Genomic DNA, 26537 nt, shown 5'->3' on the forward strand with positions numbered 1-26537 from the left:
TCTTGTGTTTTACGATAAAACTTATTTTATACTCGTAGTCTACTTTTTTCAACAAATAAGTTTATATTTTTTATAAACGTTGATATAAAAGCATTCCAAGTGTAGAATAAGAGTATAATATTATAAAAAAGGTGAGGTTATGAACAAAAGAAAAAGACAAATTATAACAGCAGCACGTGAACTTTTTATTGAAAAAGGCTTTCTAGATACATCAATTAATGACATCATCAATGCCGCTAAAATCTCTAAAGGTACATTTTATAATCATTTTACTTCGAAAAATGAATGCTTAATCGCCATCTTAGATGAAGGTCGCGAAGAAGCTAGTAATCGTCGCCATGAGCTCATTTATGGCAAAGACCCTACAGATTTAGAGGTATTGACGCAGCAAGTAGCTGTTCTCATGTATGTCAATCGTGAACATAATTTAGTACAGATATTCGAATCCATCTTCCAATCAAGAGATAAAGAACTAAAAAAAATTATTATTAATTACCATTTACAAGAGCTAGAATGGCTCGCCAATCGTCTAGTACAAGTCTTTGGAGAAGAGATTAGCCCTATTAGCTATGAATGTGCTGTTCAAACACTTGGAATGATTAACCTCACTCTACGCGCTGTCTTTATTGCCGATTATAAATATATCAATCGAGAAGCTATTGTACGTGTAGCATTGCGCAATATTAGCGTAATTATACCCACTATGCTTGAGTCAAAAGAGATTATCGTAAGTGTTGAAATGATCAATACCATTCAAAATGTCGTGAACTATAAAACGGTTACAAAAGGAATGGTTATTGAACAACTACAAGGATTTACAAAGGGATTATCGAATAACGAAACAATGGAAGGTTTGGAGTATGCACAATTCTTATTAGAAGAATTGCAGAAAGAAAAACCAAAGCTTTTTATCATCGAATCACTTCTTACACCTTTCCGTAAGGCTTTCGTCGGCACAGAACATATCGCAGAGGCCCGTGACATCGCCAATAACTTATGGCGTTACGTAAAAATTGAACAGCCCGCTGAACGATGTACGAAAAATAAATAAAAAAAGAGGTATCAAATGAACACTTTGATACCTCTTTACTCTGTTGAATGAAATTAAGTTCTATGACAGACCTTTGTACAGTCTTAAGAAAGCTCAGAGATTCACCTTAATGACATTGAAATTTTAGCACAAAGATTGTCCCATCCTGACCTGAACGGACACTAATTGTTCCATTGTGTAAATCAATGAGCTGCTTCGTTATGGCTAGTCCTAGCCCTGTTCCTGTTATATCGTCTGTTGTATTCGTACCTCGATAATAGCGTTCGAATAGATTATCGAGCTCCTCCTGTGGAATACCGGGTCCTTGATCAGCAATGGTAAGCATTACTTCTTTACCAGTATGTTGTGCTTCCACAATTACCTTCGTGCCTTCAGGAGTATATTTTTTCGCATTGGTAATTAAATTATCCATTATTCGCTTGAGTAAAAGCTCATCCGCTTGTAACAACACATCACCATACACCTTCACACACACCTGTTCGTCTGCAAATTGTGGTAGCCATGTTGCTAGCGGCAGTACCACTTTCTCGAGCTGTATGGCTTTATTTTTTAATTGATACGTATACGTCAAATCCTGAATAAGTGCATCCATATAGGTTGCCTTTTCCTGCATGGTCTGTGCAAAAATACGCATCTCATCCTTTGTCCACTCATAATCCTCCGATGCCAGCATCGTTGAATAACCGTAAATTGAGCTTAACGGGGTCTTTAAATCATGCGATAAACCTGTTATCCACTCCTCCCGTAATTGCTCTGCATGCTTGATTTGCCTTTCATTTGAATCAAGTCGCTCTGATAAGTGATTGAGTGACTCTTCTACAGGTTGGAACAGTTTAAATTTTCTTTTCAACTTACCTGTCTTTTTATGATGGATTTTTTTGTCACTAATCTCACTGTAATCGAATTGGGTAAGTCGCTCAATGCGCGATATCACATAGACAAGTGGTCGCACGAATTGACGTGAAATACTAATAGATAAGAAAATAACGCCCAACAGCAAAATAATATGTCCCCCAAAGAAGATAGAAACAAACAGTACCATTGCCTTATTAAAAGGCTCTTCAAATGGCTTATACGATGGATTAGGCATTCTTACAACAAATGTCCTATCGTTGGCTAAGGCTGTACTTTTCTTCAGCTCCGCATGCTCGAAAATATCGTATTTTTCCTCTAGTAATTGTGGCTTATTTAGCTTCTCATAACGTTCGCCTATGACCTCAATCCGATTCCATTGCTCGTCATAAATTTCAACACTAGCTTTATTTTCTTTTAGACGTTGCCGTGTTACAGCTGAAATGTCCCCTGTCGCTGTCCAGTTTTCAAGCGCATCCTCAAAAAGTGGTTGCACAGGAGTAGTTGGAAGAAATAATAAGTAGTAATTTGGCAATTCCCATGTATGCATGCCTGGTTGCTGCAATGCCAATATTTCACTATCTGACTTTCCACATAGACCACATGTATCTCCTGTATAATCAACAATCTTCATGGTTAGATCAAATAAATAAAGCTGTCCAACATTTTCTTCAGCTCTCTTCACTAAATAATCAGCAATTTTAACTGTCTTCCCTTGCTCTACAACTGCATCATCTTCGATTTCAAAGGAGCTCATCACATGAATGTTGTCACCAACACGGTCATTGATAAAAATAGCAAAAAACACCAAACTCATAATAAAACCTGAAATGATCAATAGATAGAATATGATGAAATACGAAACAAAGCGGAGTGTTAATTTTCCTGCAGGCTTCATGAAGAAATGTCCCCAACAAGCTTATAGCCAATGCCTCTGACAGTAATAATGCATGTCGGTTTTCCAGGATTTTTTTCTATTTTTTCTCGCAGCTTTCTTATATGTACCATCACTGTATTATCATCAAATAAACAATCACCCCATACACGTTCGTATATTTGCTCTTTTGATAACACTTGCCCTGCATTGTCACATAAATATTTTAATAAATGAAACAAGCGACCACTGATTATTTCCTTTACACCGTCTACCTCAATTTCTGCTGCATCAATGTCAAATGTAAAACGGCTGCAAGTAAATATGTGATTTTCTGGTACGCCTTTTTTCTTCATATAACGGACTAGCTGCACCTTTACTCTTGCTACAAGCTCTAAGGGGTTAAATGGTTTTGTAATATAATCATCTGCACCATTCATAAAACCACGAAGCTTATCTGCATCACTACTTTTTGCGGTTAAATAAAAAATAGGGGCATCACTTTTTTCTCGAATACTATTCGCAATATCCAACCCACTTCCATCTGGTAGCATGATATCTAATAGATAAAAATCAAATGTTTTAGTATTCATTTCATCTTTTGCTTCTTCAATTGTATTACATAAGGTAATATTGTTATTTCCTTCTTTTCTTAAAATGATTTCAATCATTTCAGCAATGGCACGTTCATCCTCTAACACTAAAATTGATGCTTCCTGCATTTCCTCACCTACTTTTAAGATTACTTTAAGGTAGTCATTATTTCACCATAAGCTTCCCTATTTATTATATGTATAAGATAACCAATTAAGGAGATAAAACGCAATGACAACTAATCGTGTTACTTTCATTGATACAATGCGTGGATTTAGTTTATTTGGCATCTTAATGGCAAATTTGCTAATCTTCCAATTCGGGATGTATGGCAAAGATGAATTAAAAAATCTTTCTACCTTAGATAACGGGGCTTTATATTTTGTAAAAGTTGTGATTGAAGGCTCGTTCATGCCCATCTTCACTATTTTATTCGGCTTCTCACTTATTAAATTAATTGAATCCATCCGCAGAAAAAAGAATAAAAGCCGTTGGTCTATTTTACGTCGTGCAACAGGATTAATTGCCCTTGGCTTATTACATTCTATTTTATTGTGGGAAGGCGATATTCTATTTTCTTATGGCTGTATGATGTTATTTTTAATCCCATTTATTAATCGTAAACCAAAAACTTTATTTATTTGGGCTGGTATCCTATTTATACTAACTACGGCGTTAACATACGGCTCTATGGAAACGTCTAAAAAAGAACAAAAAGAGATAGACACATACATCGAGCAAGCGGATGATGTTTACGCTAACGGTAGCTACTTAGAAATTTTTGATTTTAGAGCTAATGCCGAAGTACCAGGAATGGATGATTCTTCATTTATTTTCATTATATTAATTTTTGCACCTATGTTCTACGCACCACTATTCCTGTTTGGGATGGCGCTTGCTAAGAAGCAAGCCTTCGTAGAGATGAATAAGGAAATGAAATGGTATAAGCTTGGTGCTCTCCTTGTACCTATAGGACTCGTATGTAAAAGTGTAAGTTTTATAGAAAGTAAAAGTGCATTTTCTTCTATTTTATTAATGGGCGGCTCCCAGTTATTAGCGATTGGCTATGTTTGCCTCGCAGCATACATTTATAACACCCGTCCAGTTCAACTACTGGCTCCTGCATTTGAGAGCGTTGGCAAACTATCACTAACCAATTATTTACTACAAACCATCATTTGTACAACTGTTTTTTATGGCTATGGCCTTGGCTTATATGGCAAATTAGGGGTCTTTGGCGGAATCCTTTTCGGAATCGTTGTTTATAGCCTGCAATGTGTTTTCAGCCTTGCCTATTTAAAGAAATTTAAACGTGGTCCATTTGAAACAATTTTACGAATATGGACAAATTGGTCTTGGACTGGTCAAGTAAAATAAAACCCCTCAAACAAGCAAATTAGAAAGGAATATTTTTTATGAATAGTGACACAAAAGAAGACTTTACAGACTCATGGTGGTTTTTAGGCATTTGTGCAGCTGTAGCAGTAATTTTAACACTATTTGCCTTTTCATAGACAATATCGATTTCATTTGCCTCCTTGCTGTATACTAGTATTACAACTATACAGCCTAGGGGGTATTTTGTTGTTACATCGTATTATGATTACTGGCTATAAACCACATGAGCTTGGTATCTTTAATGACAAACATCCTGGTATTGTCATCATAAAGAAAGCACTGGAAGCTCATCTACGTACACTGCTTGATGAAGGACTCGAATGGGTTATTATCAGCGGTCAGCAGGGCGTAGAAACTTGGAGTGCTGAAGTTGTTTTAATGTTAAAAAAAGAATTCCCACTTTTAAAATACGCCGTGATCACACCTTTTTTAGAGCAAGAGAAAAATTGGCAAGATCATAAAAAAGAAAAGTATCAAGCATTAATTGCCCAAGCTGATTTTGTCACAAGCGTGACCAAAAAACCCTATGAAGCTCCTTGGCAATTTATTGAGAAGGACAAATTTATTATCCAAAATACAGATGGACTTTTATTAATTTATGATGAAGAAAATGAGGGTTCACCCAAATATATCAAACGGCTTGCAGAAAAATATATGGAGTCCCATGATTATAATCTTTTAACAGTAACTGCCTATGACTTACAATTAATAGCTGAAGAAATTCAACAGCAAAACTGGTAGAAAAATATTGATATAATTTTCTGACAATTATATACTAGAAGTAATAAAAGCTGATTGTTCTTATGGTTTTTACCTATAATTTGAAAGGAGCTGTCATCATTTGAATAAACATATTGAAATGATTCTTGAAGCTTCTCCCGTAAATGTGTCACATGATACGTATCGTAGAGAATGTCGGTATACACGGGGAATTCATATTGAAGAACAAGAATTTCTTGCTATTTTAAATACAATGAGTCATGATTCACGCTTATATTTTGATTTCCATAATCCACGTAAAGAGATTAAAAAGGGAACCTATTTGAATGGACACTCCGGTTTAGCCTACAATATTTATGAGTACTATAAACAAAATTATAATATTGAGATATCCGAATTAATCAACGGTAAAGATTTTTATGTAAAAATCGTATAAAGCTGAAGCCCCGTTAAAGTTAAAACTTTAACGGGGCTTTTTTGATCTTATAGGTCTGCTACTTGAGCACCTAATTCTTTATTATTATACATTTCTGTATCTAATTCTTTAGTAATACGCGCTGTTGTAACACCAGCAGTCATTGAACCACTTACATTTAACGCTGTACGACCCATATCAATTAAAGGCTCAACAGAGATTAATACACCTGCTAGAGCAATTGGTAAATCAAGTGCTGATAATACAAGGATAGCTGCAAATGTTGCACCACCACCAACACCAGCTACACCAAATGAGCTAACTGCTACTACTGCAATAACTGTAATAATGAACACAGGGTCAAGTGGATTAATGCCGACTGTTGGTGCAATCATAATGGCTAACATCGCAGGATATACACCTGCACAACCATTTTGACCGATTGATAATCCGAATGAGCCTGAGAAGTTTGCAATCCCCTCAGATACTCCAAGACGACCTGTTTGCGTTTTAATATTCATCGGTAAAGTACCAGCACTAGAACGTGATGTAAAGGCGAATAATAATGTTTCTGCCGATTTTTTCAAATACGTAAATGGATTTAAACCACTTAATGTAATGATTAATAAGTGTACAATTAAAACAATAAATAGAGCTACATAAGAAGCAATAACAAACTTACCTAAATTATAGATAGCTCCAAAATCAGATGTTGCTACCGTACGAGCCATAATCGCTAGAATTCCATATGGCGTTAAGCGTAATACAATTGTTACAACACCCATTACAAGGGCATAGATGGCATCCAAGCCTTTTTTAATTGTAGCTGCTGTTCCCTCATCCTTACGTGCCACACGTAAATAAGCAAAACCAAGGAATGCTGAGAAAATTACAACCGCAATCGTTGAAGTAGAACGAGCACCCGTTAAATCAAGGAACGGATTTGCTGGGAATAACTCAATAATTTGTGTTGGTAAATCAGGAGCTGCTAAGCCCGTTGTTTTTTCTTCAAGGTATTGACCACGTGCAGTTTCTGCGTCACCTTGTAAAATTTGTGTTGCATCTAAATCAAAGACTGTTGCAGAAAGAATACCTACAGCTGCCGAAACGGCTGTTGTACCGATTAAAATGGCTAAAATAAGTGCTGCCATTTTTCCGAAATTTTTACCAATCTTCATTTTAGTAAATGCAATTAAAATGGAGATAAATACTAATGGCATTGCTACCATTTGGAGCAATTTCACATACCCAGTACCGATAATATTGTACCAAGATGTTGTTTTGGCTAATACTTCAGAATCGAGACCATAAATAAAATGAAGTCCAAGACCAAGTACAATCCCTAAGCCTAAACCGGCAAAAACACGATTAGAAAACTTAACGTGCTTTTTATTCATAACATATAAAATTCCAACGAACACAAGTAACACTGCTACGTTAAGAATGATTTGTAAATTCGACAATGGAATGCCTCCTAAGATGTTTTATAATAATGTAATCGAATTATATACCCATAATCCCTATAATTCAAGTATGTTTTATTAAGATTAATAAATTCCTATAACAAAATGCTTTCTTGCTAAGGATTATACCCCGAAAAATGGAGTAACAATCATCCTCTGGCAATGGATTAATCACGGAAAAGCTCATAAAAAATGTTTGTAAATGTATAGCTAGTTTAATCAATGCCACTACATTTGGTGACAAATGAGTAACTGCCCCTATACTGTTAGTTTTTAACAGTGCAGGGGCAGCCTTTTAAGCATTATTTCTAATTACAAATCTTGGTTCGTAGTCACTAATGATGTCAAACACACCGTCATTATAGCAGTAGATATGATGTTCTACGGTAAGAATTTCTTTGCTTCCAATCCACGGGAGTTGATCAAACCATTCTATATAATCTGAATTGCTCATTTTATAAAACCATTCTGCTGAAGAATTTTTAGATTGTTCTTGGGTCATGGCTTCAGTGACCATGTCTACTAAATCAGATCGTGGGATTTCTCCAGTATAGCGAAAAGACCAAACATAATTTTGAATTAGGTGACATTTTATCGCATTGTTTCGATCTATTAATGTTAAGCATAGTCCTCAATCTGTATAATTCAATGTGGCATTAACGATTTGGGCTCTTTTTAAGCAAGTGACAGGTTGCCAAATGTGCAGTCTTCTTGAATCCATCTAAACCTCCTGTAACCAAAATATATATCAATTTTATTTAAATTTTCATATATTTTACATATTAGTTCCACAAATCTAACATAGTTTGCTAATGAACAAAATAATTTTGTTGTTTATTAATGAGGTAACAACTACCAGCTATTTTTTTACACTGCTTTTTTACATGTGTTACCGCATTGGATAATTGTTCCACAGAGTCAAAATACTGATATTCATTCGTAATAACGGCAATAGATAAAGATGTGCATGTTAAAGGTTCCAGTTCGCCAGATCTATTAGCTACCTGAACATATGCTAGATCCTCTAACTCGTAAAAACTAAGTATGTTGGCATCAAAGTCATCAATAATTTTTTGACACATCTTTTCTACCTCGTAATAAGGTAGAATGGCTACAAAATCATCTCCACCAATATGTCCTAAAAAATCCTCTACGCCGCAGATATGTCTTTTTAGTATTTCTGTTAAATACCGTAAAATTTTATCGCCTTTATTAAAGCCATATGTGTCATTGTAGGATTTAAAGTGATCTAAATCAAAATAGATTAAACTATATTGCGATAGCTGTAATGCTTCTTCTAATTTTTCATCGATTAATTTATTGCCTGGAAGACTACTTAATGGATTCAGGAAGCTTGCAATGGCTACTTGTGTATCAACAAGCTTTAACAATAACTCTCGAATACTAACCATGCCATAATAAAGATTGTTTTTCGTGACGATGACATCATCATATAAATCCTCAGGAGGTCTAGCCATAGCTAATGTACTAACCTCTGTGATCGGTGTATTACGATCAACGATTAAAGGGTTTTTCTTTATCATCAGCTGATTTTGACGTTCCATTAATAAATGATAGCCATACCGAGTACCGATTTTTTGATAGAAATGTGTGCGTGTAATATGTCCAATTGGTTTTTCATCACGCACAACAACAACGCTACGCAACGATGGATTACTTGTAAAAAGTACATCTACTTCTTTATTTTTCACAAATTCATCAATACATGGAACTTTCTCAATGACTTCCCCTATCTTCATGGTCACCCACCCTTGTTTTCCCCATATATATTTCCTTTGCAGGCTTTCCTATCGCATATCCCTGTGCATAATGAATGCCAATACGATGGAGATAATCAAGCTCTTCTTGTCTTTCAATCCCTTCAGCGATGATTTTAGTATTGGCTTGTTCAGCATATTTCATTAACAATGTGACAAGCTGCTGTTGTTCACTATTTTGGTCTATGAATTGAATTAATGAACGGTCTAGCTTAATAAATTCCGGCTTTAAATAGATGAGCGTTTTTAAACTATTATAACCTGATCCTACATCATCTACGGCAATGCGATAGCCCTGTGATCGATAATGCGATAATACACGTTCAAACTCCACAAAATCTATTACTGCACTTCGCTCAGTTAGTTCAAAAACCACTTGCTGAGGCTTGATTCCAAGCTCCTTCAATAATTGTAGTGTTTCGCCACTGTGATATTTTTTATCTAATAAAACATTCGGATGTATATTAAGGAACACTAAAAAGTTTTTATTCACCAAGTCTTTGTGTAAACGTTCCTTGAAACGTTTCAAGGAAAGATTTCTACAAAAACATTCAAATAAAAAAACGCAATCTGTTTGTCCTACAAACTCGTAAAACTGGTCCACACTGTTAAATAATGTTGAGGGTAATGGTCGATTTAAGGCTTCAAATCCTATTGTTTGCTGTGACTGTAAATCTACAATAGGTTGAAAGTATGTATGTAAATCGTTATGTTGAATAATTTGTTTCAATGCCTTTAAACGTTTCATATATAACGAACTACTTTGATGCTGACCATATAAATATTTAAAAAAAGAAAATATATTACTTGTTTTTATACTTTGTCCCACTACAGACTCCATCCCTGCACCTCTTCAATTGGTTATTATGGTTCATTGTACGCTTTGATTGTAAACAGACTGTGAATCGAATGTAAAAAGAGCAAGTTCCAGCAATAGGTTTTAACAAAACTCTTTTCTAGTTAATATTTCACAATATTAAAACTATTACAAATAATTTATTTGATATAAAATGATATTAGTGTATGATTGTAATAATAGGTTTATATTACCTATTATATTTTTTTGTGTTTTTACTGTATTGGTCTTAATAGGGAAACCTATTTAGATAAAAATTATTCAAGGGAGGATCCTGTTAATGAGCTTGTCTATTCAACAATTATTGGAGAACAAAGGAATTACACCGAAACCTGAACACCTTGAACTATTAAAAACACGCTGGGAAGGTATGCAGTCACTTCGCAGCAATTTAGAAGGTATTGCGATCGATGATGCAGACATCGCCGTACGTAGTATTCCTGGAGGTGATCACATTGACAACTGATTTACATTTAAAATCTGTTGAAGAGTTGGCACCTTTACTTGCATCAAAGTCGCTATCTCCCGTGGAATTAACGAAAGCTATTTTAGATTTTGCTGAGGAAAGTCAGCCTAAAATTAATTCCTATATGGCTTTTTATCGGGAAGAAGCCTTAGCAAGGGCAAAAGAAGTTGAACAGGAGATTCTCCAAGGTCATTATAAGGGTATGTATCATGGGATACCTATGGCCTTAAAGGACAACTTGTATTTTAAAGATAAAATAACAACGATGTCCTCAAAAATTCATAAGGACTTCGTTTCTGATTATGATGCGACAGTGGTTGAAAAGCTACGTGATGCTGGTGTTATTTTCACTGGGAAATTAAGTATGCATGAATATGCATGGGGAATTACCAATAACAACCCTCATTACGGCCCTGTTCGTAACCCATGGGACTTAGATAAAATTCCTGGTGGTTCAAGTGGAGGCTCTGGTGCGGCTGTTGCAGCTGGAGCAAGTGTTGCTTCACTAGGGACAGATACAGCAGGCTCTATTCGAATTCCATCGTCTGCTTGCGGCATTGTAGGTTTAAAACCTACACACGGTCGTGTAAGTAAAAACGGCTGCTACCCGCTAGCATGGAGCTTAGACCACATTGGTCCTATGACAAAGACAGTTAAGGATGCAGCGGGCTTGCTCGAAGTCATTGCTGGTTTTGATCATCGAGACCCTACTTGCGTGAATGTTCCAGTAGACAACTATGAGAAGCAGCTTACTGGCAATATCAAAGATCTAGTGATTGGTATCAATGAAGAATATTTCTTTAATAATGTTGATGCTGATGTAGAGAAGGCTGTTAGAGCAAGTATTCAAAGCTTAGTGGATTCAGGCGCTAAAGTAGAAGTGGTGCGTATTCCTTCCCTACAATATGCAGAATGGGCAGAGCTTGTGACGTCTCTTTCAGAGGCAGCAGCTATACACCATTCAGATTTACAAAAGAGACCACAAGATTTTGGTGACGATATTCGTCTGCTATTTGAGCTTGGTGAGTTGCCTTCTGCAGTCGATTACTTGCAGGCTCAGCAGGTACGTCGTCAAATCAAGCAGGAGTTTACAGAGATTTTTAATAAGGTAGATGTGCTCATTTCCCCTACCCTACCTGTTGTAGCTAGTACAATTGGGGATGATTTTGCAGAGTTAAACGGTCAAAAAGTAGATTTAATTGATAATATTATCCGCTTTACAGGCCCTAGTAACTTAACAGGCTTACCTGCCCTCTCGGTTCCTTGTGGCTTTAAAGGAAACTTACCAATAGGTCTACAAATTATTGGCCCAGCCTTTAAAGAAGGACGCATTTTAAATGTAGGCTATGCTGTTGAGCAAGCAAATCCACAGAGAAATAGAAAACCAAATATTTTTGCTAATATCTAAACGATAAGCACTAGAAATCTGCTCACTTCACGGTATACCACTGAATGAGCAGATTTTTTTGTGGGGGAAACCTGCTAGCATTCATAGTAATGGTTTTTTATGAACAAGTAATTTTATAATAGAAGCTAGAAGCTTACTACAGGAAAGGCAATGATCCATTCATGAATGTAGAAAAATTTTTACAACTACCTATTACAAAAGACTTCACTGTTATTGCTGGTCACAACGGCTTAAATAAAGCTGTTCAAAATGTAGAAATATTAGACTTTGAATTTTCACCTGATATCCACCATGTCAGGGATACTATCTTTACCCCCAACAGTGTTGTGTTAAGTAGTTTATTATTTGCAAAGCAAAAGCCTGAGTATTTATTCAATGCTGTTAAAAATCTAATTGAGCTTGGGGCGAGTGCTTTAGCCTATAAGCCTGTTATTTTTAAGGAATTACCTGAAGAAGTTTTGTCGTATGCAGAGCAGCATAATTTCCCTATATTGTGCTTTGGTGGAGATGAGTTTTTTGAAAAAATCATTTTAGAAACAATGGCTTATGCTAAGACACAGGATTATTCCTACTTTTTAGAGACGATTTTACGAAGGTTAATGGAGGAAGATGTAACACAGGAGCAAATCAAATCCATTTTACAACAGCTAAATAAGCCCTTTGAAAAATATGTATTTATAGCAAATTTACGAGCTGGTGACACAATCCATCCGAACTGGATGCAGCCCTTTTACTCGTTGGAGCCACTATTAAAATCGGGTATGATTTGTTCTTATAAAAAAAGTCTATTTATCATCATGACACATCCATCTCAGCAATTCCAATTTGAAAGGGTTTTACATGAATGGCTAGCATTATATGCCATACCCACTGATACAATCACTTTCGGCTATAGCAGTTGTAATGATACCCAGACTGGATTCCCAATGGCATTACGCGAAGCTTTTTTTGCCAATATTTTCGCTGAAATCGATATGCTCCCTAGCTGTCATTATAAGAATCTCGCGTCTGATTGTTTATTAATCGAGTTATACCGTAAAGATGCAACATTCGCTATGGACTATGTTACCTCCTTTTTAGCCCCTCTACTTGATGATAAGGCTGATCCAGACTTAATGGAGACCGCCATAACTTATATCATTAAAAAAGGAAATATTAAGGAAGTTGCTGTAGCACAATTCTGTCATCCAAATACAATTCGCTATCGTATGGCTAAAATACGTCAGCTAGTAGCACCCATAGATAATGATTATGTTTTTTATGAACGCCTAGCTGCAGCCGTTAAATTGTACTTATTACATAGCAAAATGACCAGTGACTAATCGCTTTGGAATAAGTACAAAAAAACGCCTGAATATTTAGAAATAAAATCAAATTCTTTTCTTCTCTCTTATGCTATTCTATTGAAGTTAGGAGGAAGAACACATGAAAACTTACATAGCTGATGGCATGTTATTAGTTACTGCAATCGTGTGGGGTAGTGGATTTGTTGTAACGGCCATTGCTCTAGAATATTTAACAGCTTATCAAGTAATGGCTGGCAGATTTTTATTAGCTTCAATCATATTAACCGTTTTATTTGGCGCCCGCTTAAAAAAGGCTTCGAGATCAGTGATTTGGAAGGGAGCTTTATTAGGTACGATTTTGTATATAGCGTTTGCCCTTCAAACAGTCGGACTGCAATATACAACACCATCTAAAAATGCCTTTTTAACCGCAGTTAATGTCATTATTGTTCCTTTAATAGCATATGCCGTTTATAAACGGCGTATTGATGGCTACGAAATCATTGGTTCGATAATGGCAATTGTGGGCATTGGCTTTTTATCATTACAAGGCTCATTGACAATGAATATAGGTGATGCCCTATCATTAGCTTGTGCTGTTGCTTTTGCCTTTGATATCTTTTGTACAAACCTTTTTGTTCAAAAAGAAGATGCCATTGCTCTAACTATTATTCAGTTTCTCACAGCATCCTTTATAGGTGTTATCGTTGTCATTAGTCAAGGTGAAATTCCTACGTCGCTTGAAAAAGAGGCAATTTACTCGCTTGTTTATTTAGGGATTTTTTCTACGACAATAGCTTATCTTTTCCAGAATGTGGCCAATCAATATACAACTGCCACAAAGGCTGCGATTATACTATCAACGGAATCTTTTTTCGGCATGGTTTTATCCGTTATCTTTTTGCATGAAATGCTAACAAGCCGTATGGTCGTTGGTGCCGTCCTTATTTTACTAGCTATACTAATTGCCGAAGTGAAACCCGCACATCCAAAAAAGAAGCTAATGAAAGCACTCGATAATCAGACCCCCAAATAGTTTCAGTTTATACTGGAACTTTTTTTATGTTTATTAAACTCGACTAGTAATAATGCTTGTCGTAATCCCCACAACTAGCACTGTAATTATAGATAATAGCAAGGTCGAGGTGGATAGGAGGAAGCCGCCTATAACAATCACGATGGAATCAATAAAAAATATTAATATCCCAACATTGATACCCGTTTTATCACAGATAAATTGTGCTATCAAGTCAGTCCCCCCTGTGCTTGTCTGAAATCGCAGCATTAGACCAATACCAAAGCCTACAAGTATTCCTCCAAAAATGGCACTATAGAGCGCATCAATTTGCACAAGATTGCGGACAGGCTTTAAAAAATCGATAATGAAGGAAGACGTTAGTAAGCCATGTATACTATTGTAAAAATAGGTTTTATATTTAAACCACGCAATAATAAAAATTGGAATACTAATGATAATAATCATTAAACCAATTTGGAGCTTATATAAATAATGTAAAATTAGCGCTAACCCTACTACTCCCCCATCTAAAATTTCATAGGGCGTTAAAAATAAGTTTATTCCTAACGACAATGAAATACTTCCTATTATAATGACTAGACTTTTTGTAAAGAAATACATACAACCCCCCTCCGTGTCTATGCATGTCTTATAGTATGAAAATAGGTTATTGAACATGTTATGAAATAACCTTAGATGATTAGCCATTTTTATCGAGTGCATTTGCTAAATTTCTTCGAAACTTATTCAATTTATTTCCGTATATACAGATAAATTTTAAATTAACAAAGGGGATTATGATATGGAGCATGCTTTATTGGAACAAGTTAAACATACGAGAACTTTTTTAAGACAAGAACAATTGGAAACAATCTTTGAAGAGTTTGATGGTCAACGAATGCACTTAACAGAGGTACAGCGCTTGGAGAAATACCGTAAAATGCTTGAAAGTCCTTTTCGCTTTTTCCGTGGAAGTGCCTATCTCTTTTATTTTGATATGACAAAATCCGCTTCAATCTTCCATACTCCTGATAGAAAACCGACTTGGATTCAAGGTGACATGCATATGGATAACTTCGGTGCTTTTCAAAATGAAGCTGGCTCCATTGTTTTTGATGTCAATGATTTCGATGAGGGCTATGTCGGTTCATATTTATACGATATTATTCGTATGAGTATTAGTATTGCACTTTATTTAGAAGAACAAGGCTTACATAAGACAACCCAAGAAACGGCTATTCAACATTTTCTTAATAGTTATATCAATCAACTAAAACGATTTGAGCGTAAACAGGATGATCCTCTAACACTCATTTTCACAAAGAACAATACCAAGGGACCCGCAAAGAGGTTATTGAAAAAGCTTGAGAAACGCCAACGATCCCATTTTTTACAGGATATTACGTATCTCAATGAAGACGGCGAGCGCGCTTTCTTATGGAATGAAGAAATTCAACCAGTCACTGCTGAGGAATACAGTGCCATTTCAAACGCACTTTCTACATATAAAATTAGAGACATAGCTTATAAGTATGGATCTGGTACAGCTTCAATCGGTTTAAAACGTTACTATATTTTAGTGGAAGATGAAAAGGGTGCATCAGGGGTTGAAAATTTAGTGTTAGAAATGAAAGAAGTACGCACAGCCATTCCTGCCTACTTTCTTCCCTATCAGGATCTATTTTGGGCTCATTATGAGCACCAAGGAGCACGAGTAGTTGGAACTCAAAAAGCCATGCACCACTTAGAGGATCCACATTTAGCCTTTATTACAATGAATGGTCAGGAATTTTATATTCGAGAACGTTCTCCTTATAAAAAGAAGATTAAGCCTAAAAACTATAAGGATGTAGAGGATTACTTTACAACAACATCACTTATGGGGAAAATTGCCGCTAAAATACATGCACGAGCTGACATCGATTATTCTCATGTTTTTACCTATCACAGCGAGGAGGAGATTTTAAAAGCAATCGGTAAAGAACAGAATGTATTTATAGAACATACAATTTTACAAGCAATGAGCTACAAAGAAACCGTCTATACAGATTATGACTTATTCAAAAACTGGGTTGAAACAAAAATGTAAAAAGGGACCTTCGCTTTTAGCGAAGGTCCTCTCATATTGAATATTATTTTTGCTTGGCCTTCATACGAGCAAGTAAAAAGCCGCCCTTAAATGATTTAGGCTCATACGAGATAATAAACGCATTCGGCTCAAATTGCTCTACTATTTGAAAGAGCTCTCCTTCACGATTCCTCTTCGTTAAGATCTCATATTTATAGCGGTTACTATCTCGCCCTTCTCCTATATAAATCGTGACTGCAAACCCTTCGTGGCGAAGAAATTTCACAAGCTCTTCATTCTTATTTTGCGTATTAATGGTTGTATAAACATAGCCTATCGCTAGCTTTCGTTCTATTTTTGCTCCTAAAAATATACCTAATCCAAACCCAACTGCATAGACAACCATAGATAACATACTTTGCTTCCCACTGAAAACGAGTGAAAGGCCAAATACATACACCAACATCTCCAGCATACCAAATATCGCTGCAAGGAATGTGATATTCTTTACCAAAAATATTGTTCGTAATGTTAAAAAAGGTACATATACTAATTGTAGGATTAAAATTAAAACAATACTTTGCATTTGTGCTAGACCTTTCTGAGAGTAGTTTTATATAAGTATATGTTGAAAGAGAGAGTTACATGCGATTTCAACAACTCTATTTTAAATTCCCTTTTAATCTAATGTTAAACATTCCATATGACTGTCTAAAGTTATTTTTAAAAAACAAATTTCAACTAATATCATAATCAATAGTTAAAAACATACAATTTTACTTAAGGGGTGACTATTATGAAAAAAACCTTAATTGGTTTTATTACTGCCACTATAATTACAGCCATTGTCATAACGACAAATCTAGATAAATCAAAGTCTGCTCATTCTGAAGAAAAATTGGAAATGGCTTTAGTTAAAAGCATGAAGGAAACTAAAAGGGAATATGAAAGGATTAACGAGGTATTAAGAAAAATTTCCCAGGAGTTTAATAAAAATGGATTCGATCAAATAGGATTTGGTTTTACCCATGATGACCGTGTATTTACTATTCAAGCTAAAGATAAGGATTTTATAGAAAGGAATAAGAGTACTATTGAAAATATCGTCTTAAATATTGCAAAAGAGACGGATTTCAATAACTTCAAAGTGGATTATATTATATTGGATAGTTACGAATTAAATGAGGAAGAAGGTAAGCTAAATGAAGTACTAAAAATAACTTCAGATTTATTAAAAGCGAATGGCTATGATAAAACAAATTATTCATTAACTATTGACCCGGGTAAGGGAATCATTATTGAGGTAACGAACAGGGAATTGATAAATAAGAATGAATTAGAAAAGCTTATCGCCAATTCAGTTTTTTCTAATACCAGTATGAACTTTAAGGTTTTTATTACAGAAAAAAGCAAAAGTAAAATCAAAGACCAAGAATGGCAACCTGTATTTAGTGCAATAAGAGATGAAACTAAAAAAGAATTCAAAGAATATAGTGGATTCGCCTATTCATTTCATCCTGAACCCTTACAAATTATTATTAAAACGGACTTAGAAAAACCAAAAGGGTTTTGGCAATCTAACAAAAAGGTTAAGCAGCTAATGTATTATGTGGATAAGATAATAGAATTGAAAAGAGAAGAACTATCCATCGAGGAAATTCCATATGAAATTATTATACGTGACAAAAATAATAAGAAACTAAACTAAATATTTCTCTACATACTATATTTTAGATTGTCTCCAAAATTTCTTTTGCAATTTCATTCATTTCTTCTGCAAGTTCATTCTGTGTAGGTGTTTCAGCCACTCTTGTTAAATAATCTTTAAACTGAACTCTTGACTCTACTGGTAATTCAATAACTAAATAGTTTAAAATAAACCATTTCCAGTTATCATCATCTGAAGATAAGACTTCTTGCACATGTGGCACAATTTCTTCTGGAAAAGTTAAAAGTAACTCTAATACACTTGGGGCCACTGGCCAATTCATATCTTGAACCCATTCAAGGAGGCTAGGTAGTAAAGGCATTATTTTATCTCTTTCCATTTTCTTAATCATTTCTACTCTCGCATTATCAGATTTATGTCTTGGCAAAAGATCTTCAAAATTTTCCATCTGCATCTCTCCTTTATTTAATTATACATGACAATCTTTTCGTTTAAGCAAGTAAGTACGCCCATTATCCCACTTTAAAATACATCATCATTAAATAGCCCTTCAAAAAAAATGCCACCTCCTCAAATCTATAGCAATAGATAAAAGCAGGTGACAATATTGTTTTAATTAGAAATGGAGCACTTAGATAATTTTTAATATTTTTCTTTACACTTCCCCGTGCATCGGGTCTTTTTTATGCTTAGGCCCAATCATGTTGAATAAAATATTTAGGATAATCGCTGTGACTGAACCACAAACAATACCATTTGACGTTAAGATTGAAACGCTTGTTGGCAGTGCATCAAAAATGCCAGGAACCACTGATACACCGACACCTAAACTTACTGCAATCGCTGCAATCATTGCGTTTTCCGCTGATTCATTCATAACAGGTACAAGCATTCCCATACCTTGTGTAATCACCATACCGAACATCGCAAGCATTGCCGCACCTAGTACAGACGTTGGAATAATCGTTGTTAATGCTGCGATTTTTGGTAGGAAGCCAAGTGCTACTAGTAAACCACCTGTGATGTAAATGACTTTACGGTCTTTTACGCCAGACATACGCGTTAATCCCACGTTTTGTGAGAATGTTGTGTATGGGAAGGCATTGAAAATACCACCGATTACTGAAGCTAGACCTTCTGAACGGTAGCCACGAGCCAAATCTTTTGAATCTATTTTTTTATTACAAATATCACTTAGCGCAAAATAGACACCAGATGATTCTACTAAAGATACCATTGCTACAAGTGTCATGGTAATAATCGCCGTTACATCAAATGTTGGCATGCCAAAGTAGAAAGGTTGTACCATGTGAAATACATTAGCATCTGCAACTGGGGTGAAATCCACCTTGTCCATGAAAGCACCTAAAACAGTACCTACTACTAATCCTATTAAAATTGAAATAGCACGAACAAAGCCCGTAGAAAAGCGATAAACGACTAAAATGATAACCAATGTAATAAAGGCTAAAGCTACATTAGAAGCAGAGGCAAAATCCTCAGCACCTTGTCCACCTGCCATATTGTTTAATGCTACTGGTAATAAGGAAATACCGATAATTGAAACAACTGACCCTGTTACGACTGGTGGGAAGAATTTCACAAGCTTGCCGAAGAAGCCCGCAATTATCATTACAATTACACCAGAGGCAATAATAGAACCATAAATGTCCGTAATACCCTGCTCTGGGTTTGTACCAATCGCAATAATTGGACTTACCGCTGTGAATGTACAGCCAAGTACTACAGGTAAGCCAATACCAATGAATTTACCTGAATAAACCTGTAAAAGTGTAGCGATCCCGCACATCATAATATCAATCGCTACTAAATACGTCATTTGTGTTGAATCGAAGCCAATTGCCCCACCGATAATCAGTGGCACTAAGATGGCTCCAGCATACATAGCAAGTAAATGTTGAATCGCTAGCGCAGTCGATTTAAAGGTATTCATTACGCGCGAGCCTCCGTAGCAAATGTTACTTTGCCATCTTCAAGAGAATCTACAATTGCTAATGACTCAACGCGAACACCTTGCTCACGCAATAATTTTCCGCCATCTTGGAAGCCCTTTTCAATAACAATTCCAACTCCCACAACATTCGCACCCGCTTGTGCAGCAATATCAAGTAAGCCTTTGACAGCCTCACCATTGGCTAAGAAATCATCTACAATTAAAATATTGTCATCTTCGCTTAAGAAATTACGTGAGACAGAGATCTCATTTGTTTCATTTTTTGTGAATGAATGTACCTTTGAAGAATAAAGGTTATCTGAAAGAGTTAATGATTTACGTTTACGAGCAAATACGACAGGCGCGCCAATTTCTAAGCCTAACATCACGGATGGGGCAATACCTGAAGATTCTATTGTTAAAATCTTTGTAATCACTTGATCAGAAAAACGATTTGCAAATTCATGACCAATTTCCTTCATTAGCATCGGATCAATTTGATGGTTTAAAAATGAATCAACTTTTAATACGGATGAAGATAATACTTTACCCTCTTGCATAATTTTGTCTTGTAATAACTTCATTTCTTTCATATCCTTCTTTCGTAAAAAATTATAAAAAAACGCTGAATACTTTGATTCCATTCTGCTACGAGTGGAGCAAAGCATTCAGCGCAAAAACGTCGAAATGAATAGAAAACATCATTAAAATTGAAGTTCTCTAAAAGCATTGCTACCCATAGTCGATTCATTTACGGTAAATCGGTAGAAACTTGCGAGCCCTATTCTCGCTATTATATGAGTGGATTTGTATGAAACTATCAGAATAACCAATTTATCACTTTATTCGGTAAGGGCTACTATCTCTCACCAAAAAAAGTTTGATTTTTCGGAATTTAATGGTATTCTGGAACTTTTTAATTGTAAACGTTCGTGTTTTCAATCAACGTACTGATTATAACAGACTATTTTCTAGCTTGCTAGCATTATTTTGATAAATGGAACGGTACTGTCATAATGACGACATTTCTGTGAAATAACAGTGATGTACGAATGAGAAGACTCGATTGGTTGTGTAGCATATGATGCCACCCTTTTTTCGGTAAGAATTGAGGGATAACAACTGTAACTTTATGACCTGTCTTCGTACATTGATGTTCTACTTTATCAATAAATTTAATTAATGGCTGTGTAATGCTGCGATATGGTGAATAGTAGGTAACTAATCGTACATCAGGTTGCCAGGCGTTCCACTTCTCTTCAAAAGCTTTTGCATCTGCTTGATCGAAAGCTACGTAAAAGGCTATCACTTTATCAACCTTAAGTGATTTGGCATAATGTAGGGAGTTTTCAACCACCTTTGTTATACCAGCTACTGGCACAATGAAAACATTCCCCTCAATAGTAGCCAGTTCTTCATGATTTAATCTTAACTGTTCTCCAACAGCTTGATAATGTTGCTTAATGCGATGGAATACAAAAATAATAATTGGTAAAAAGATAAACACTGGCCATACTTGAGGCATTTTTGTCACAAAAAACATCATTGCCACGATGAAAGAGATAACAGCCCCAATTGTATTGATTGTAAATCTTGCTACCCAGCCTTTAGGTTTTTCGCGCCACCATTTTCTCATCATTCCCGTTTGCGCTAATGTAAAGGGAATAAATACGCCTACTGCATAGAGCGGAATTAAATGCTCTGTGGCCCCGTCAAAAAGTATAATTAAAAAAATGGCTGCAATCCCTAGCATTAAAATACCATTTGAATAGCCAAGACGATCCCCACGAATTTGGAAGATTCTTGGGATAAAACCATCCTTCGATAAATTCACAGCAAGCAAGGGAAAAGCTGAATATCCTGTATTTGCGGCAAGTACTAAAATCATTGCCGTTGTCCCCTGGACAATATAATAAAGAAAATCCCGACCAACACTAGCTTCTGCTAGTTGGGAAACGACTGTTGCTTCTGCTGTTGGTGCAACGCCATAAAAATAAGCTAGACTAACAATCCCGATGAATAAAACGGCTAAAATGGCACCCATTGCTAAAAGCGTTTTAGCAGCATTATTTGGAGCAGGATTTCTAAAATTAGGTATGGCGTTAGAAATAGCCTCTACTCCTGTTAACGCTGAGCTTCCTGAAGCAAATGCCTTTAATAAAATAAATAGGCTAATCCCTGCCACTGGTGTGCCAATCTTTGGATGTAGCTCTGCAGGCACCTGTCCAGTTGCCACATTATAGAGCCCAATCCCGATTAGCAACAGCATAACGCCTACAAATAGATAAACTGGGTACGCCAAGATAGAGGCTGACTCTGTTACACCTCTCAAGTTTAAAATCGTTAAGAAAATCACAAATATAATAGCAATGGGTACATTATAAGCATGAAGACTTGGAAATGCAGATGTAATGGCATCTGTCCCGGCCGACACACTTACTGCTACCGTTAAAATATAATCAACAAGCAAAGAACCCCCTGCAACAAGACCTGCATTCACGCCTAAATTTTCTCGTGATACGACATAGGCGCCTCCTCCATGTGGATAGGCGAAGATAACTTGACGATAGGATAAAATCAGTGCCACGAGTAGAATAACCACTCCAGCGGCAATAGGTAAAGAATACCAAAACGCCATTGTACCTACCGTCATTAGGACAATTAAAATTTGTTCTGGTCCATAGGCTACTGATGACAATGCATCTGATGATAATATGGCCAGTGCCTTTGTTTTACTTAGCTTTTGTTCCCCTAACGCATCGGATCTTAATGGTTTGCCGATTACATAACGTTTGAATGAGGATTTCATTGATAAACACCTTCTAGTTTCATAGAATGTGTTTCGCCTTTCTAAATTACATCAAAAAACGCCTACAAGTCATCACTAAATAAGACTTGTAGACGCTCATCCGTCTGCCAAGCTCCACTTTTCTGCTCTTAACGCTTACGAGGTTAGCTGTCGGATTCGGGCCTGAGTAGCCCTACTCCTCCACAAGGAAGAGATTCACCCCAAGAATGGCTATGCCATCCATCAAAATTGGTTCCCCCGCGTTTAGTTGCTTCAGCGATTTAGAAATTTGAAACTTTTATAATGATGTCATATTACGCCTGCTAATTGAAAAAGTAAAGAAGAAAATTTTTCTCTTTTTTGAGTAAAAGCATAGGCTTTTTTTGAACATATAAATAACCGCTTCTTAAAGAAAATTTCCTGAATACCTAGTCAATACCCACAATATAAACAATAAAAACTGCCTTAAAGGTATATTCTACCTTCAAGACAGCTTATTATATTAGTCATCAAAGCCTTGTTCAAAGTCGATAATGTTCCCAGAGACTGCATCCACATCTACTTCGTATTCATATTGACCGTCTTTCAGTTCAATTTCATATACACCATCATCAAGCTTAATTTTTGTCACTTTACCCTTTGCTTTTGTTTGGGCTGTCTTGATAGCCTGCTCTTTTGTAATTATTTTTGTTGTAGCAGTCGTAGCAGGAATATGATCATCCCAATCATCGTCATCTAGACGTTCCTTTTTCTGCTTGAGCAATTTTCCACTATAAGCATCAAATTTTAAATCATATTCTTCTGTATCTGTATACACCTCTACTTCATAATTAGAGCTAAACTGATTTTGGTCAAATTCGATATTGGCAACTGTACCATCCACTACCGCTAGAGCCTTCTTCTCAATTTCCTGCATGGATAAGACCTTTTTTTCTTGGGCATTTCCTGATAATAAAGTCGTCGAGCCAATCGCTGCACCCACTCCCAGTGTAATTACTAGTGCTGGAATCATGATCATTTTTTTCATGTTCATCTCTCCTTTGGTTTATCTAAACTTAGCTTACCAATTGAAGATGATAGAACTATAAGAGAAACATTAGAATTTCATGAGAATGATTTAATGATCGTCATCCCATGTTACAGACAGTACTTTTCCTGAAACAGCATGAATTTGAAATGTAGCTTCGTCCTCCTGCGTTTCAATCTCAACTAAATAGTAACCACCCTCTGGGGTTTCTTCAAAATCAACTGAATCCACTTCACCCTTTAATTGCTTAAGAGCTATTTGAATGGCCTGTTGCTCAGTAATAATAGGCTCTTCGATAGGTTGTTCTTGTGGCTCAACCTTTTTCTCAGCCAGTAGTTCGCCAGTATAACCATCAAACGTTAAATCCTTTTGAATTTCCTCATTTTCAACACGTACAGTGTAAATGGAGTCTGTAAGCATAACGCTTTCTATATCTCCATATTCCTTTTTAACCATTTGTCTGATCTGCTTTTCTGTTAAAAGTAATTTACTATGTCCTTCTTTCAGGATTAGATCAGTCACCTGTTGTGTCGTAACATCGAGTATAGCTGCATACTTGACATCGTCACGCGTAAAAAGCATTTCAAAGTTATTTCCTTGTTTTTCAACCTGTGTAACATGACCATTGTAGATAGTCTCAATATGCCGAATAGCCTGCGCTTCACTAAGAGGTTGAACGTAAAAATAACGATGTTGAACAAACCAAATTACTCCACTACAAAGAAGGATAATAACAACAATTACTAACATCCACTTTTTCATTGCTGTCCCTCCTTTGGTATACATAAAGTAAAGCTTGAGCCTTCCCCTAGCTTACTTTTCACATCTATCGTTATACCTAATTGTTGTGCCAGTTCGTGTGCTATTGCTAGCCCTAGCCCTGAACCACCTGTTTTACGATTACGATCCTCTGTTACACGATAGAAACGCTCAAACAAATGAGGAATATGCTCGACTGGAATACCAATACCAAAATCTTGGATGGTAATACGTACATGGTTGGTTGTTTCAGTGGCTTGAATACGTACTTCATCCTCACTATATTTCCTAGCATTATCCAGCAAAATAAAAAGTAGTTGCTTCAATATTTTTTCATCACTATAAATAAATTTTGGTATCTGCGCATCAATTCTAAATGTTCGATGATAAGCCTGTTCCATTTGTGAAGCTACTTTATTTAAGAAAGGGGCAAGCTCTAGTTGTTCGAAATGAACGTCCAATTGCTCTTTGTTTTTAGCTAGCTCTAGCAATTGCAACACCATTTCATGCATACGAGATGATTCATTGGCAATGGCCTGTAAGGATTCCTGAGCAACCTCACGATTATCAAAACCCCTTCTTAGAAGTAGTTTTGCATAACTTTCAATGACAGTTATAGGAGTTTTTAACTCATGAGAGGCATTTGATACAAATTCTTGTTGCTTTTGATAATGTTGTTCAAGCTTCTCCATCATTATATTAAAAGTGCGGTTAATGTTTATTAACTCGTCCCCTCCTTTTTCTGTAGTATCTATTTTTTCATATTTCCCAGTAGATGCACTTTTGCGCATGGTCTCATTTAAACGTTCTAGCGGTAATAAAATAAGTCGCCCAAGTACCAAGCTCGCTAGGAAAATTGGAATCGTTGCAACAACAGATACAACAACTAAGATGACCTTTAACAAATCTAATGTCCGTTCTACTTCTTCCATAGATTGCTGTAATGTTATGTCCACTACCGTTCCGTCGATCCAAATAGCAGGCATAGTGTAGGTAATGGCAGGGACTTCTTGCATTTCAAGGGTAGCTTGAACCTTTGTTTTCAAGCGTTCACCATCATAAATATAAACAGCACCATCCGTTGGCATATAAGCTCTTAATACTTGCTGTAGGTTGGTTTGTGCATTTAACTGACTCAGTGTAGAGCTTAAATCATTTGCTCGTGACTGGAGCTGATTATATTCCGTATCATAGGCAAATTTCTCATACAACAAATAAATTCCACTATTTGTTGCCACTATAATAACTAGCATAAGCAATGTTGTTAGTAGATGAATTTTTGTTTTAAGTCTCATAACTATGTTCCTTTAGCACATATCCAACACCTCGAATTGTTTGGATAAGAGGTGCTGGATTAGCAGCCTCAAGCTTTTGCCGTACATAACGTATATAAACATCCACAACATTTGTATCCCCATAATAATCATAGCCCCACACAGCCTCTAATATTTGCTCCCTTGTCAGTACTTGTTTAGGATGCTTTAGTAAATAGAACAACAAATCATACTCACGAGGTGTCAGCTGAATTTCCTTATCAAAATACACAACTTCCCTTGTTTGCTCGTTTATCGATAAATGGCCAAATGTAAGTGCAACTTGCTTTGGATTTACCTTCTGCGAAAACCGTAGTGCATTGCGAATTCGTGCCAGTAGCTCCTCAATTTCAAAAGGCTTTGTCACGTAATCATTGGCTCCTAAATCCAAGCCCTTTACCTTATCCTCTACTTCACTTTTAGCAGTTAGCATGATAACAGGTGTTTGGGATTCTGTTGCACGAATACGCTTTAGCACATCAATACCGCTCATCTCAGGTAGCATGATATCAAGTAAAATTAAATCCCATTGCTGCTCACGGTATTGTAGTAAGCCCTCTGCTCCTGTATGAGCCATTGCTGCCTCATATCCTTCAAATTGAAGCTCCAGTTGTAGCACTCTCGCAATATTCTCTTCATCTTCTATAATTAAAATTCGATGTGTCATGTCGAATCCGTCCTTCGCCTTTTCTTTTCATCGTATACGATACAAGTGGTGAAAGTCTAATTAGAAAATGATGAGAAAGACAATACATTTCTTTTTTTGACACAGGGTACGTC

Annotated in this window: 25 protein-coding genes and 2 riboswitches; of the genes, 10 read left to right on the forward strand and 15 right to left on the reverse strand. The window is 36.1% G+C overall.

Annotation, left to right across the window (positions count from 1 at the left end; all coding sequences use genetic code 11):
• Positions 1–139 precede the first annotated feature (139 nt).
• Positions 140–1051: a TetR/AcrR family transcriptional regulator gene (locus HXV90_RS14000; RefSeq protein ID WP_066038385.1), complete on the forward strand. Its 912-nt coding sequence runs from the start codon at positions 140–142 to the stop codon at positions 1049–1051.
• A gap of 106 nt (positions 1052–1157) precedes the next feature.
• On the opposite strand, the gene HXV90_RS14005 is transcribed toward HXV90_RS14000, so the two are convergent.
• Positions 1158–2801 carry a sensor histidine kinase gene (locus HXV90_RS14005; RefSeq protein ID WP_269897453.1) on the reverse strand — a complete coding sequence of 548 codons (1644 nt, stop codon included), beginning with the start codon at positions 2799–2801 and terminating at the stop codon, positions 1158–1160.
• Entirely contained in the window at positions 2798–3499 is a 702-nt protein-coding gene (locus HXV90_RS14010) for a response regulator transcription factor (RefSeq protein ID WP_269897454.1), read from the reverse strand. The genes HXV90_RS14005 and HXV90_RS14010 overlap by 4 nt, the downstream gene beginning before the upstream one ends.
• A gap of 103 nt (positions 3500–3602) precedes the next feature.
• On the opposite strand from HXV90_RS14010, the gene HXV90_RS14015 reads away from it, so the two are divergent.
• The 3 genes from HXV90_RS14015 (at position 3603) to HXV90_RS14025 (ending at position 5925) form a co-directional block, all read left to right on the forward strand.
• Positions 3603–4748 (forward strand): DUF418 domain-containing protein, encoded by a 1146-nt coding sequence (locus tag HXV90_RS14015; RefSeq protein WP_269897455.1) that lies wholly within the window; start codon positions 3603–3605, stop codon positions 4746–4748.
• Positions 4749–4970: 222 nt separating this feature from the next.
• Positions 4971–5510, forward strand: a complete 540-nt coding sequence (locus tag HXV90_RS14020) for an SLOG family protein (protein WP_369700611.1) — start codon at positions 4971–4973, stop codon at positions 5508–5510.
• A 100-nt stretch (positions 5511–5610) separates the two neighbouring features.
• Positions 5611–5925, forward strand: a complete 315-nt coding sequence (locus HXV90_RS14025; protein WP_112117099.1) for a hypothetical protein — start codon at positions 5611–5613, stop codon at positions 5923–5925.
• 47 nt (positions 5926–5972) lie between these two features.
• On the opposite strand, the gene HXV90_RS14030 is transcribed toward HXV90_RS14025, so the two are convergent.
• From HXV90_RS14030 to HXV90_RS14040, 3 genes are all read right to left on the reverse strand, one after another.
• Positions 5973–7367: an L-cystine transporter gene (locus HXV90_RS14030; RefSeq protein ID WP_004227708.1), complete on the reverse strand. Its 1395-nt coding sequence runs from the start codon at positions 7365–7367 to the stop codon at positions 5973–5975.
• 809 nt (positions 7368–8176) lie between these two features.
• Entirely contained in the window at positions 8177–9127 is a 951-nt protein-coding gene (locus tag HXV90_RS14035; protein WP_221683366.1) for a GGDEF domain-containing protein, read from the reverse strand.
• Positions 9105–9986 (reverse strand): EAL domain-containing protein, encoded by an 882-nt coding sequence (locus tag HXV90_RS14040; protein WP_269897456.1) that lies wholly within the window; start codon positions 9984–9986, stop codon positions 9105–9107. Before HXV90_RS14040 ends, HXV90_RS14035 begins: the two co-directional genes overlap by 23 nt.
• Before the next feature lie 295 nt (positions 9987–10281).
• Here HXV90_RS14040 and HXV90_RS14045 point away from each other — a divergent pair, with 295 nt between their 5' ends.
• The 4 genes from HXV90_RS14045 to HXV90_RS14060 all read left to right on the forward strand — a co-directional run bounded on the left by HXV90_RS14045 (position 10282) and on the right by HXV90_RS14060 (position 14197).
• Positions 10282–10467 (forward strand): hypothetical protein, encoded by a 186-nt coding sequence (locus HXV90_RS14045; RefSeq protein WP_009373346.1) that lies wholly within the window; start codon positions 10282–10284, stop codon positions 10465–10467.
• Entirely contained in the window at positions 10457–11875 is a 1419-nt protein-coding gene (locus HXV90_RS14050; protein WP_112117097.1) for an amidase, read from the forward strand. The genes HXV90_RS14045 and HXV90_RS14050 overlap by 11 nt, the downstream gene beginning before the upstream one ends.
• A gap of 161 nt (positions 11876–12036) precedes the next feature.
• Positions 12037–13197 (forward strand): PucR family transcriptional regulator, encoded by a 1161-nt coding sequence (locus HXV90_RS14055; RefSeq protein WP_269897457.1) that lies wholly within the window; start codon positions 12037–12039, stop codon positions 13195–13197.
• A 103-nt stretch (positions 13198–13300) separates the two neighbouring features.
• The gene (locus tag HXV90_RS14060) at positions 13301–14197 is read left to right on the forward strand and encodes a DMT family transporter (RefSeq protein WP_048391909.1); all 897 of its coding nucleotides are present in this window, start codon (positions 13301–13303) and stop codon (positions 14195–14197) included.
• A 33-nt stretch (positions 14198–14230) separates the two neighbouring features.
• Here the strand turns inward: HXV90_RS14060 and HXV90_RS14065 are convergent, their stop codons facing one another.
• Positions 14231–14800: a YitT family protein gene (locus tag HXV90_RS14065; protein ID WP_269897458.1), complete on the reverse strand. Its 570-nt coding sequence runs from the start codon at positions 14798–14800 to the stop codon at positions 14231–14233.
• Positions 14801–14981: 181 nt separating this feature from the next.
• On the opposite strand from HXV90_RS14065, the gene HXV90_RS14070 reads away from it, so the two are divergent.
• Positions 14982–16268 carry a DUF2252 domain-containing protein gene (locus HXV90_RS14070; RefSeq protein WP_269897459.1) on the forward strand — a complete coding sequence of 429 codons (1287 nt, stop codon included), beginning with the start codon at positions 14982–14984 and terminating at the stop codon, positions 16266–16268.
• 43 nt (positions 16269–16311) lie between these two features.
• On the opposite strand, the gene HXV90_RS14075 is transcribed toward HXV90_RS14070, so the two are convergent.
• Complete coding sequence (locus HXV90_RS14075; protein ID WP_048391915.1) at positions 16312–16833, reverse strand: DUF2179 domain-containing protein; 522 nt, start codon at positions 16831–16833, stop codon at positions 16312–16314.
• 210 nt (positions 16834–17043) lie between these two features.
• On the opposite strand from HXV90_RS14075, the gene HXV90_RS14080 reads away from it, so the two are divergent.
• Complete coding sequence (locus HXV90_RS14080) at positions 17044–17955, forward strand: hypothetical protein (RefSeq protein ID WP_269897460.1); 912 nt, start codon at positions 17044–17046, stop codon at positions 17953–17955.
• A 22-nt stretch (positions 17956–17977) separates the two neighbouring features.
• On the opposite strand, the gene HXV90_RS14085 is transcribed toward HXV90_RS14080, so the two are convergent.
• The 8 genes from HXV90_RS14085 to HXV90_RS14120 form a co-directional block, all read right to left on the reverse strand.
• The gene (locus HXV90_RS14085; RefSeq protein WP_269897461.1) at positions 17978–18364 is read right to left on the reverse strand and encodes a DUF5071 domain-containing protein; all 387 of its coding nucleotides are present in this window, start codon (positions 18362–18364) and stop codon (positions 17978–17980) included.
• Between the two features lie 207 nt (positions 18365–18571).
• Positions 18572–19870 carry a nucleobase:cation symporter-2 family protein gene (locus HXV90_RS14090; protein WP_048391916.1) on the reverse strand — a complete coding sequence of 433 codons (1299 nt, stop codon included), beginning with the start codon at positions 19868–19870 and terminating at the stop codon, positions 18572–18574.
• On the reverse strand, positions 19870–20454 hold the full coding sequence (locus HXV90_RS14095) for a xanthine phosphoribosyltransferase (RefSeq protein ID WP_048391917.1): 585 nt from the start codon (positions 20452–20454) through the stop codon (positions 19870–19872). The genes HXV90_RS14090 and HXV90_RS14095 overlap by 1 nt, the downstream gene beginning before the upstream one ends.
• A gap of 135 nt (positions 20455–20589) precedes the next feature.
• A riboswitch (purine riboswitch) is annotated at positions 20590–20691 on the reverse strand.
• Positions 20692–20855: 164 nt separating this feature from the next.
• The gene (locus HXV90_RS14100; RefSeq protein ID WP_269897462.1) at positions 20856–22679 is read right to left on the reverse strand and encodes an APC family permease; all 1824 of its coding nucleotides are present in this window, start codon (positions 22677–22679) and stop codon (positions 20856–20858) included.
• Between the two features lie 118 nt (positions 22680–22797).
• Positions 22798–22947, reverse strand: a riboswitch (cyclic di-AMP (ydaO/yuaA leader).
• Between the two features lie 213 nt (positions 22948–23160).
• Positions 23161–23685, reverse strand: coding sequence for a PepSY domain-containing protein (locus tag HXV90_RS14105; RefSeq protein WP_259951195.1), 525 nt, complete (start codon positions 23683–23685; stop codon positions 23161–23163).
• A gap of 90 nt (positions 23686–23775) precedes the next feature.
• A complete protein-coding gene (locus tag HXV90_RS14110) occupies positions 23776–24447 on the reverse strand; it encodes a PepSY domain-containing protein (RefSeq protein WP_066038373.1) in 672 nt (223 codons plus the stop codon).
• Positions 24444–25739 carry a HAMP domain-containing sensor histidine kinase gene (locus HXV90_RS14115; protein ID WP_103117317.1) on the reverse strand — a complete coding sequence of 432 codons (1296 nt, stop codon included), beginning with the start codon at positions 25737–25739 and terminating at the stop codon, positions 24444–24446. Before HXV90_RS14115 ends, HXV90_RS14110 begins: the two co-directional genes overlap by 4 nt.
• On the reverse strand, positions 25729–26424 hold the full coding sequence (locus HXV90_RS14120; protein WP_048391922.1) for a response regulator transcription factor: 696 nt from the start codon (positions 26422–26424) through the stop codon (positions 25729–25731). Before HXV90_RS14120 ends, HXV90_RS14115 begins: the two co-directional genes overlap by 11 nt.
• Positions 26425–26537 lie beyond the last annotated feature (113 nt).

The sequence above is a fragment of the Lysinibacillus sp. JK80 genome, assembly GCF_027557635.1.
GTDB classification, from domain to species: Bacteria; Bacillota; Bacilli; order Bacillales_A; family Planococcaceae; genus Lysinibacillus; species Lysinibacillus capsici.

Excerpts from the sequence above, each read along its gene's own strand:
- HXV90_RS14000 (WP_066038385.1), top strand. The coding sequence starts at position 140 with ATGAACAAAAGAAAAAGACAAATTATAACAGCAGCACGTGAACTTTTT.
- HXV90_RS14005 (WP_269897453.1), bottom strand. The coding sequence starts at position 2,801 with ATGAAGCCTGCAGGAAAATTAACACTCCGCTTTGTTTCGTATTTCATC.
- HXV90_RS14010 (WP_269897454.1), bottom strand. The coding sequence starts at position 3,499 with ATGCAGGAAGCATCAATTTTAGTGTTAGAGGATGAACGTGCCATTGCT.
- HXV90_RS14015 (WP_269897455.1), top strand. The coding sequence starts at position 3,603 with ATGACAACTAATCGTGTTACTTTCATTGATACAATGCGTGGATTTAGT.
- HXV90_RS14020 (WP_369700611.1), top strand. The coding sequence starts at position 4,971 with ATGATTACTGGCTATAAACCACATGAGCTTGGTATCTTTAATGACAAA.
- HXV90_RS14035 (WP_221683366.1), bottom strand. The coding sequence starts at position 9,127 with ATGAAGATAGGGGAAGTCATTGAGAAAGTTCCATGTATTGATGAATTT.
- HXV90_RS14040 (WP_269897456.1), bottom strand. The coding sequence starts at position 9,986 with ATGGAGTCTGTAGTGGGACAAAGTATAAAAACAAGTAATATATTTTCT.
- HXV90_RS14045 (WP_009373346.1), top strand. The coding sequence starts at position 10,282 with ATGAGCTTGTCTATTCAACAATTATTGGAGAACAAAGGAATTACACCG.
- HXV90_RS14055 (WP_269897457.1), top strand. The coding sequence starts at position 12,037 with ATGAATGTAGAAAAATTTTTACAACTACCTATTACAAAAGACTTCACT.
- HXV90_RS14060 (WP_048391909.1), top strand. The coding sequence starts at position 13,301 with ATGAAAACTTACATAGCTGATGGCATGTTATTAGTTACTGCAATCGTG.
- HXV90_RS14065 (WP_269897458.1), bottom strand. The coding sequence starts at position 14,800 with ATGTATTTCTTTACAAAAAGTCTAGTCATTATAATAGGAAGTATTTCA.
- HXV90_RS14070 (WP_269897459.1), top strand. The coding sequence starts at position 14,982 with ATGGAGCATGCTTTATTGGAACAAGTTAAACATACGAGAACTTTTTTA.
- HXV90_RS14075 (WP_048391915.1), bottom strand. The coding sequence starts at position 16,833 with ATGCAAAGTATTGTTTTAATTTTAATCCTACAATTAGTATATGTACCT.
- HXV90_RS14080 (WP_269897460.1), top strand. The coding sequence starts at position 17,044 with ATGAAAAAAACCTTAATTGGTTTTATTACTGCCACTATAATTACAGCC.
- HXV90_RS14085 (WP_269897461.1), bottom strand. The coding sequence starts at position 18,364 with ATGGAAAATTTTGAAGATCTTTTGCCAAGACATAAATCTGATAATGCG.
- HXV90_RS14090 (WP_048391916.1), bottom strand. The coding sequence starts at position 19,870 with ATGAATACCTTTAAATCGACTGCGCTAGCGATTCAACATTTACTTGCT.
- HXV90_RS14095 (WP_048391917.1), bottom strand. The coding sequence starts at position 20,454 with ATGAAGTTATTACAAGACAAAATTATGCAAGAGGGTAAAGTATTATCT.
- HXV90_RS14100 (WP_269897462.1), bottom strand. The coding sequence starts at position 22,679 with ATGAAATCCTCATTCAAACGTTATGTAATCGGCAAACCATTAAGATCC.
- HXV90_RS14105 (WP_259951195.1), bottom strand. The coding sequence starts at position 23,685 with ATGAAAAAAATGATCATGATTCCAGCACTAGTAATTACACTGGGAGTG.
- HXV90_RS14110 (WP_066038373.1), bottom strand. The coding sequence starts at position 24,447 with ATGAAAAAGTGGATGTTAGTAATTGTTGTTATTATCCTTCTTTGTAGT.
- HXV90_RS14115 (WP_103117317.1), bottom strand. The coding sequence starts at position 25,739 with ATGAGACTTAAAACAAAAATTCATCTACTAACAACATTGCTTATGCTA.
- HXV90_RS14120 (WP_048391922.1), bottom strand. The coding sequence starts at position 26,424 with ATGACACATCGAATTTTAATTATAGAAGATGAAGAGAATATTGCGAGA.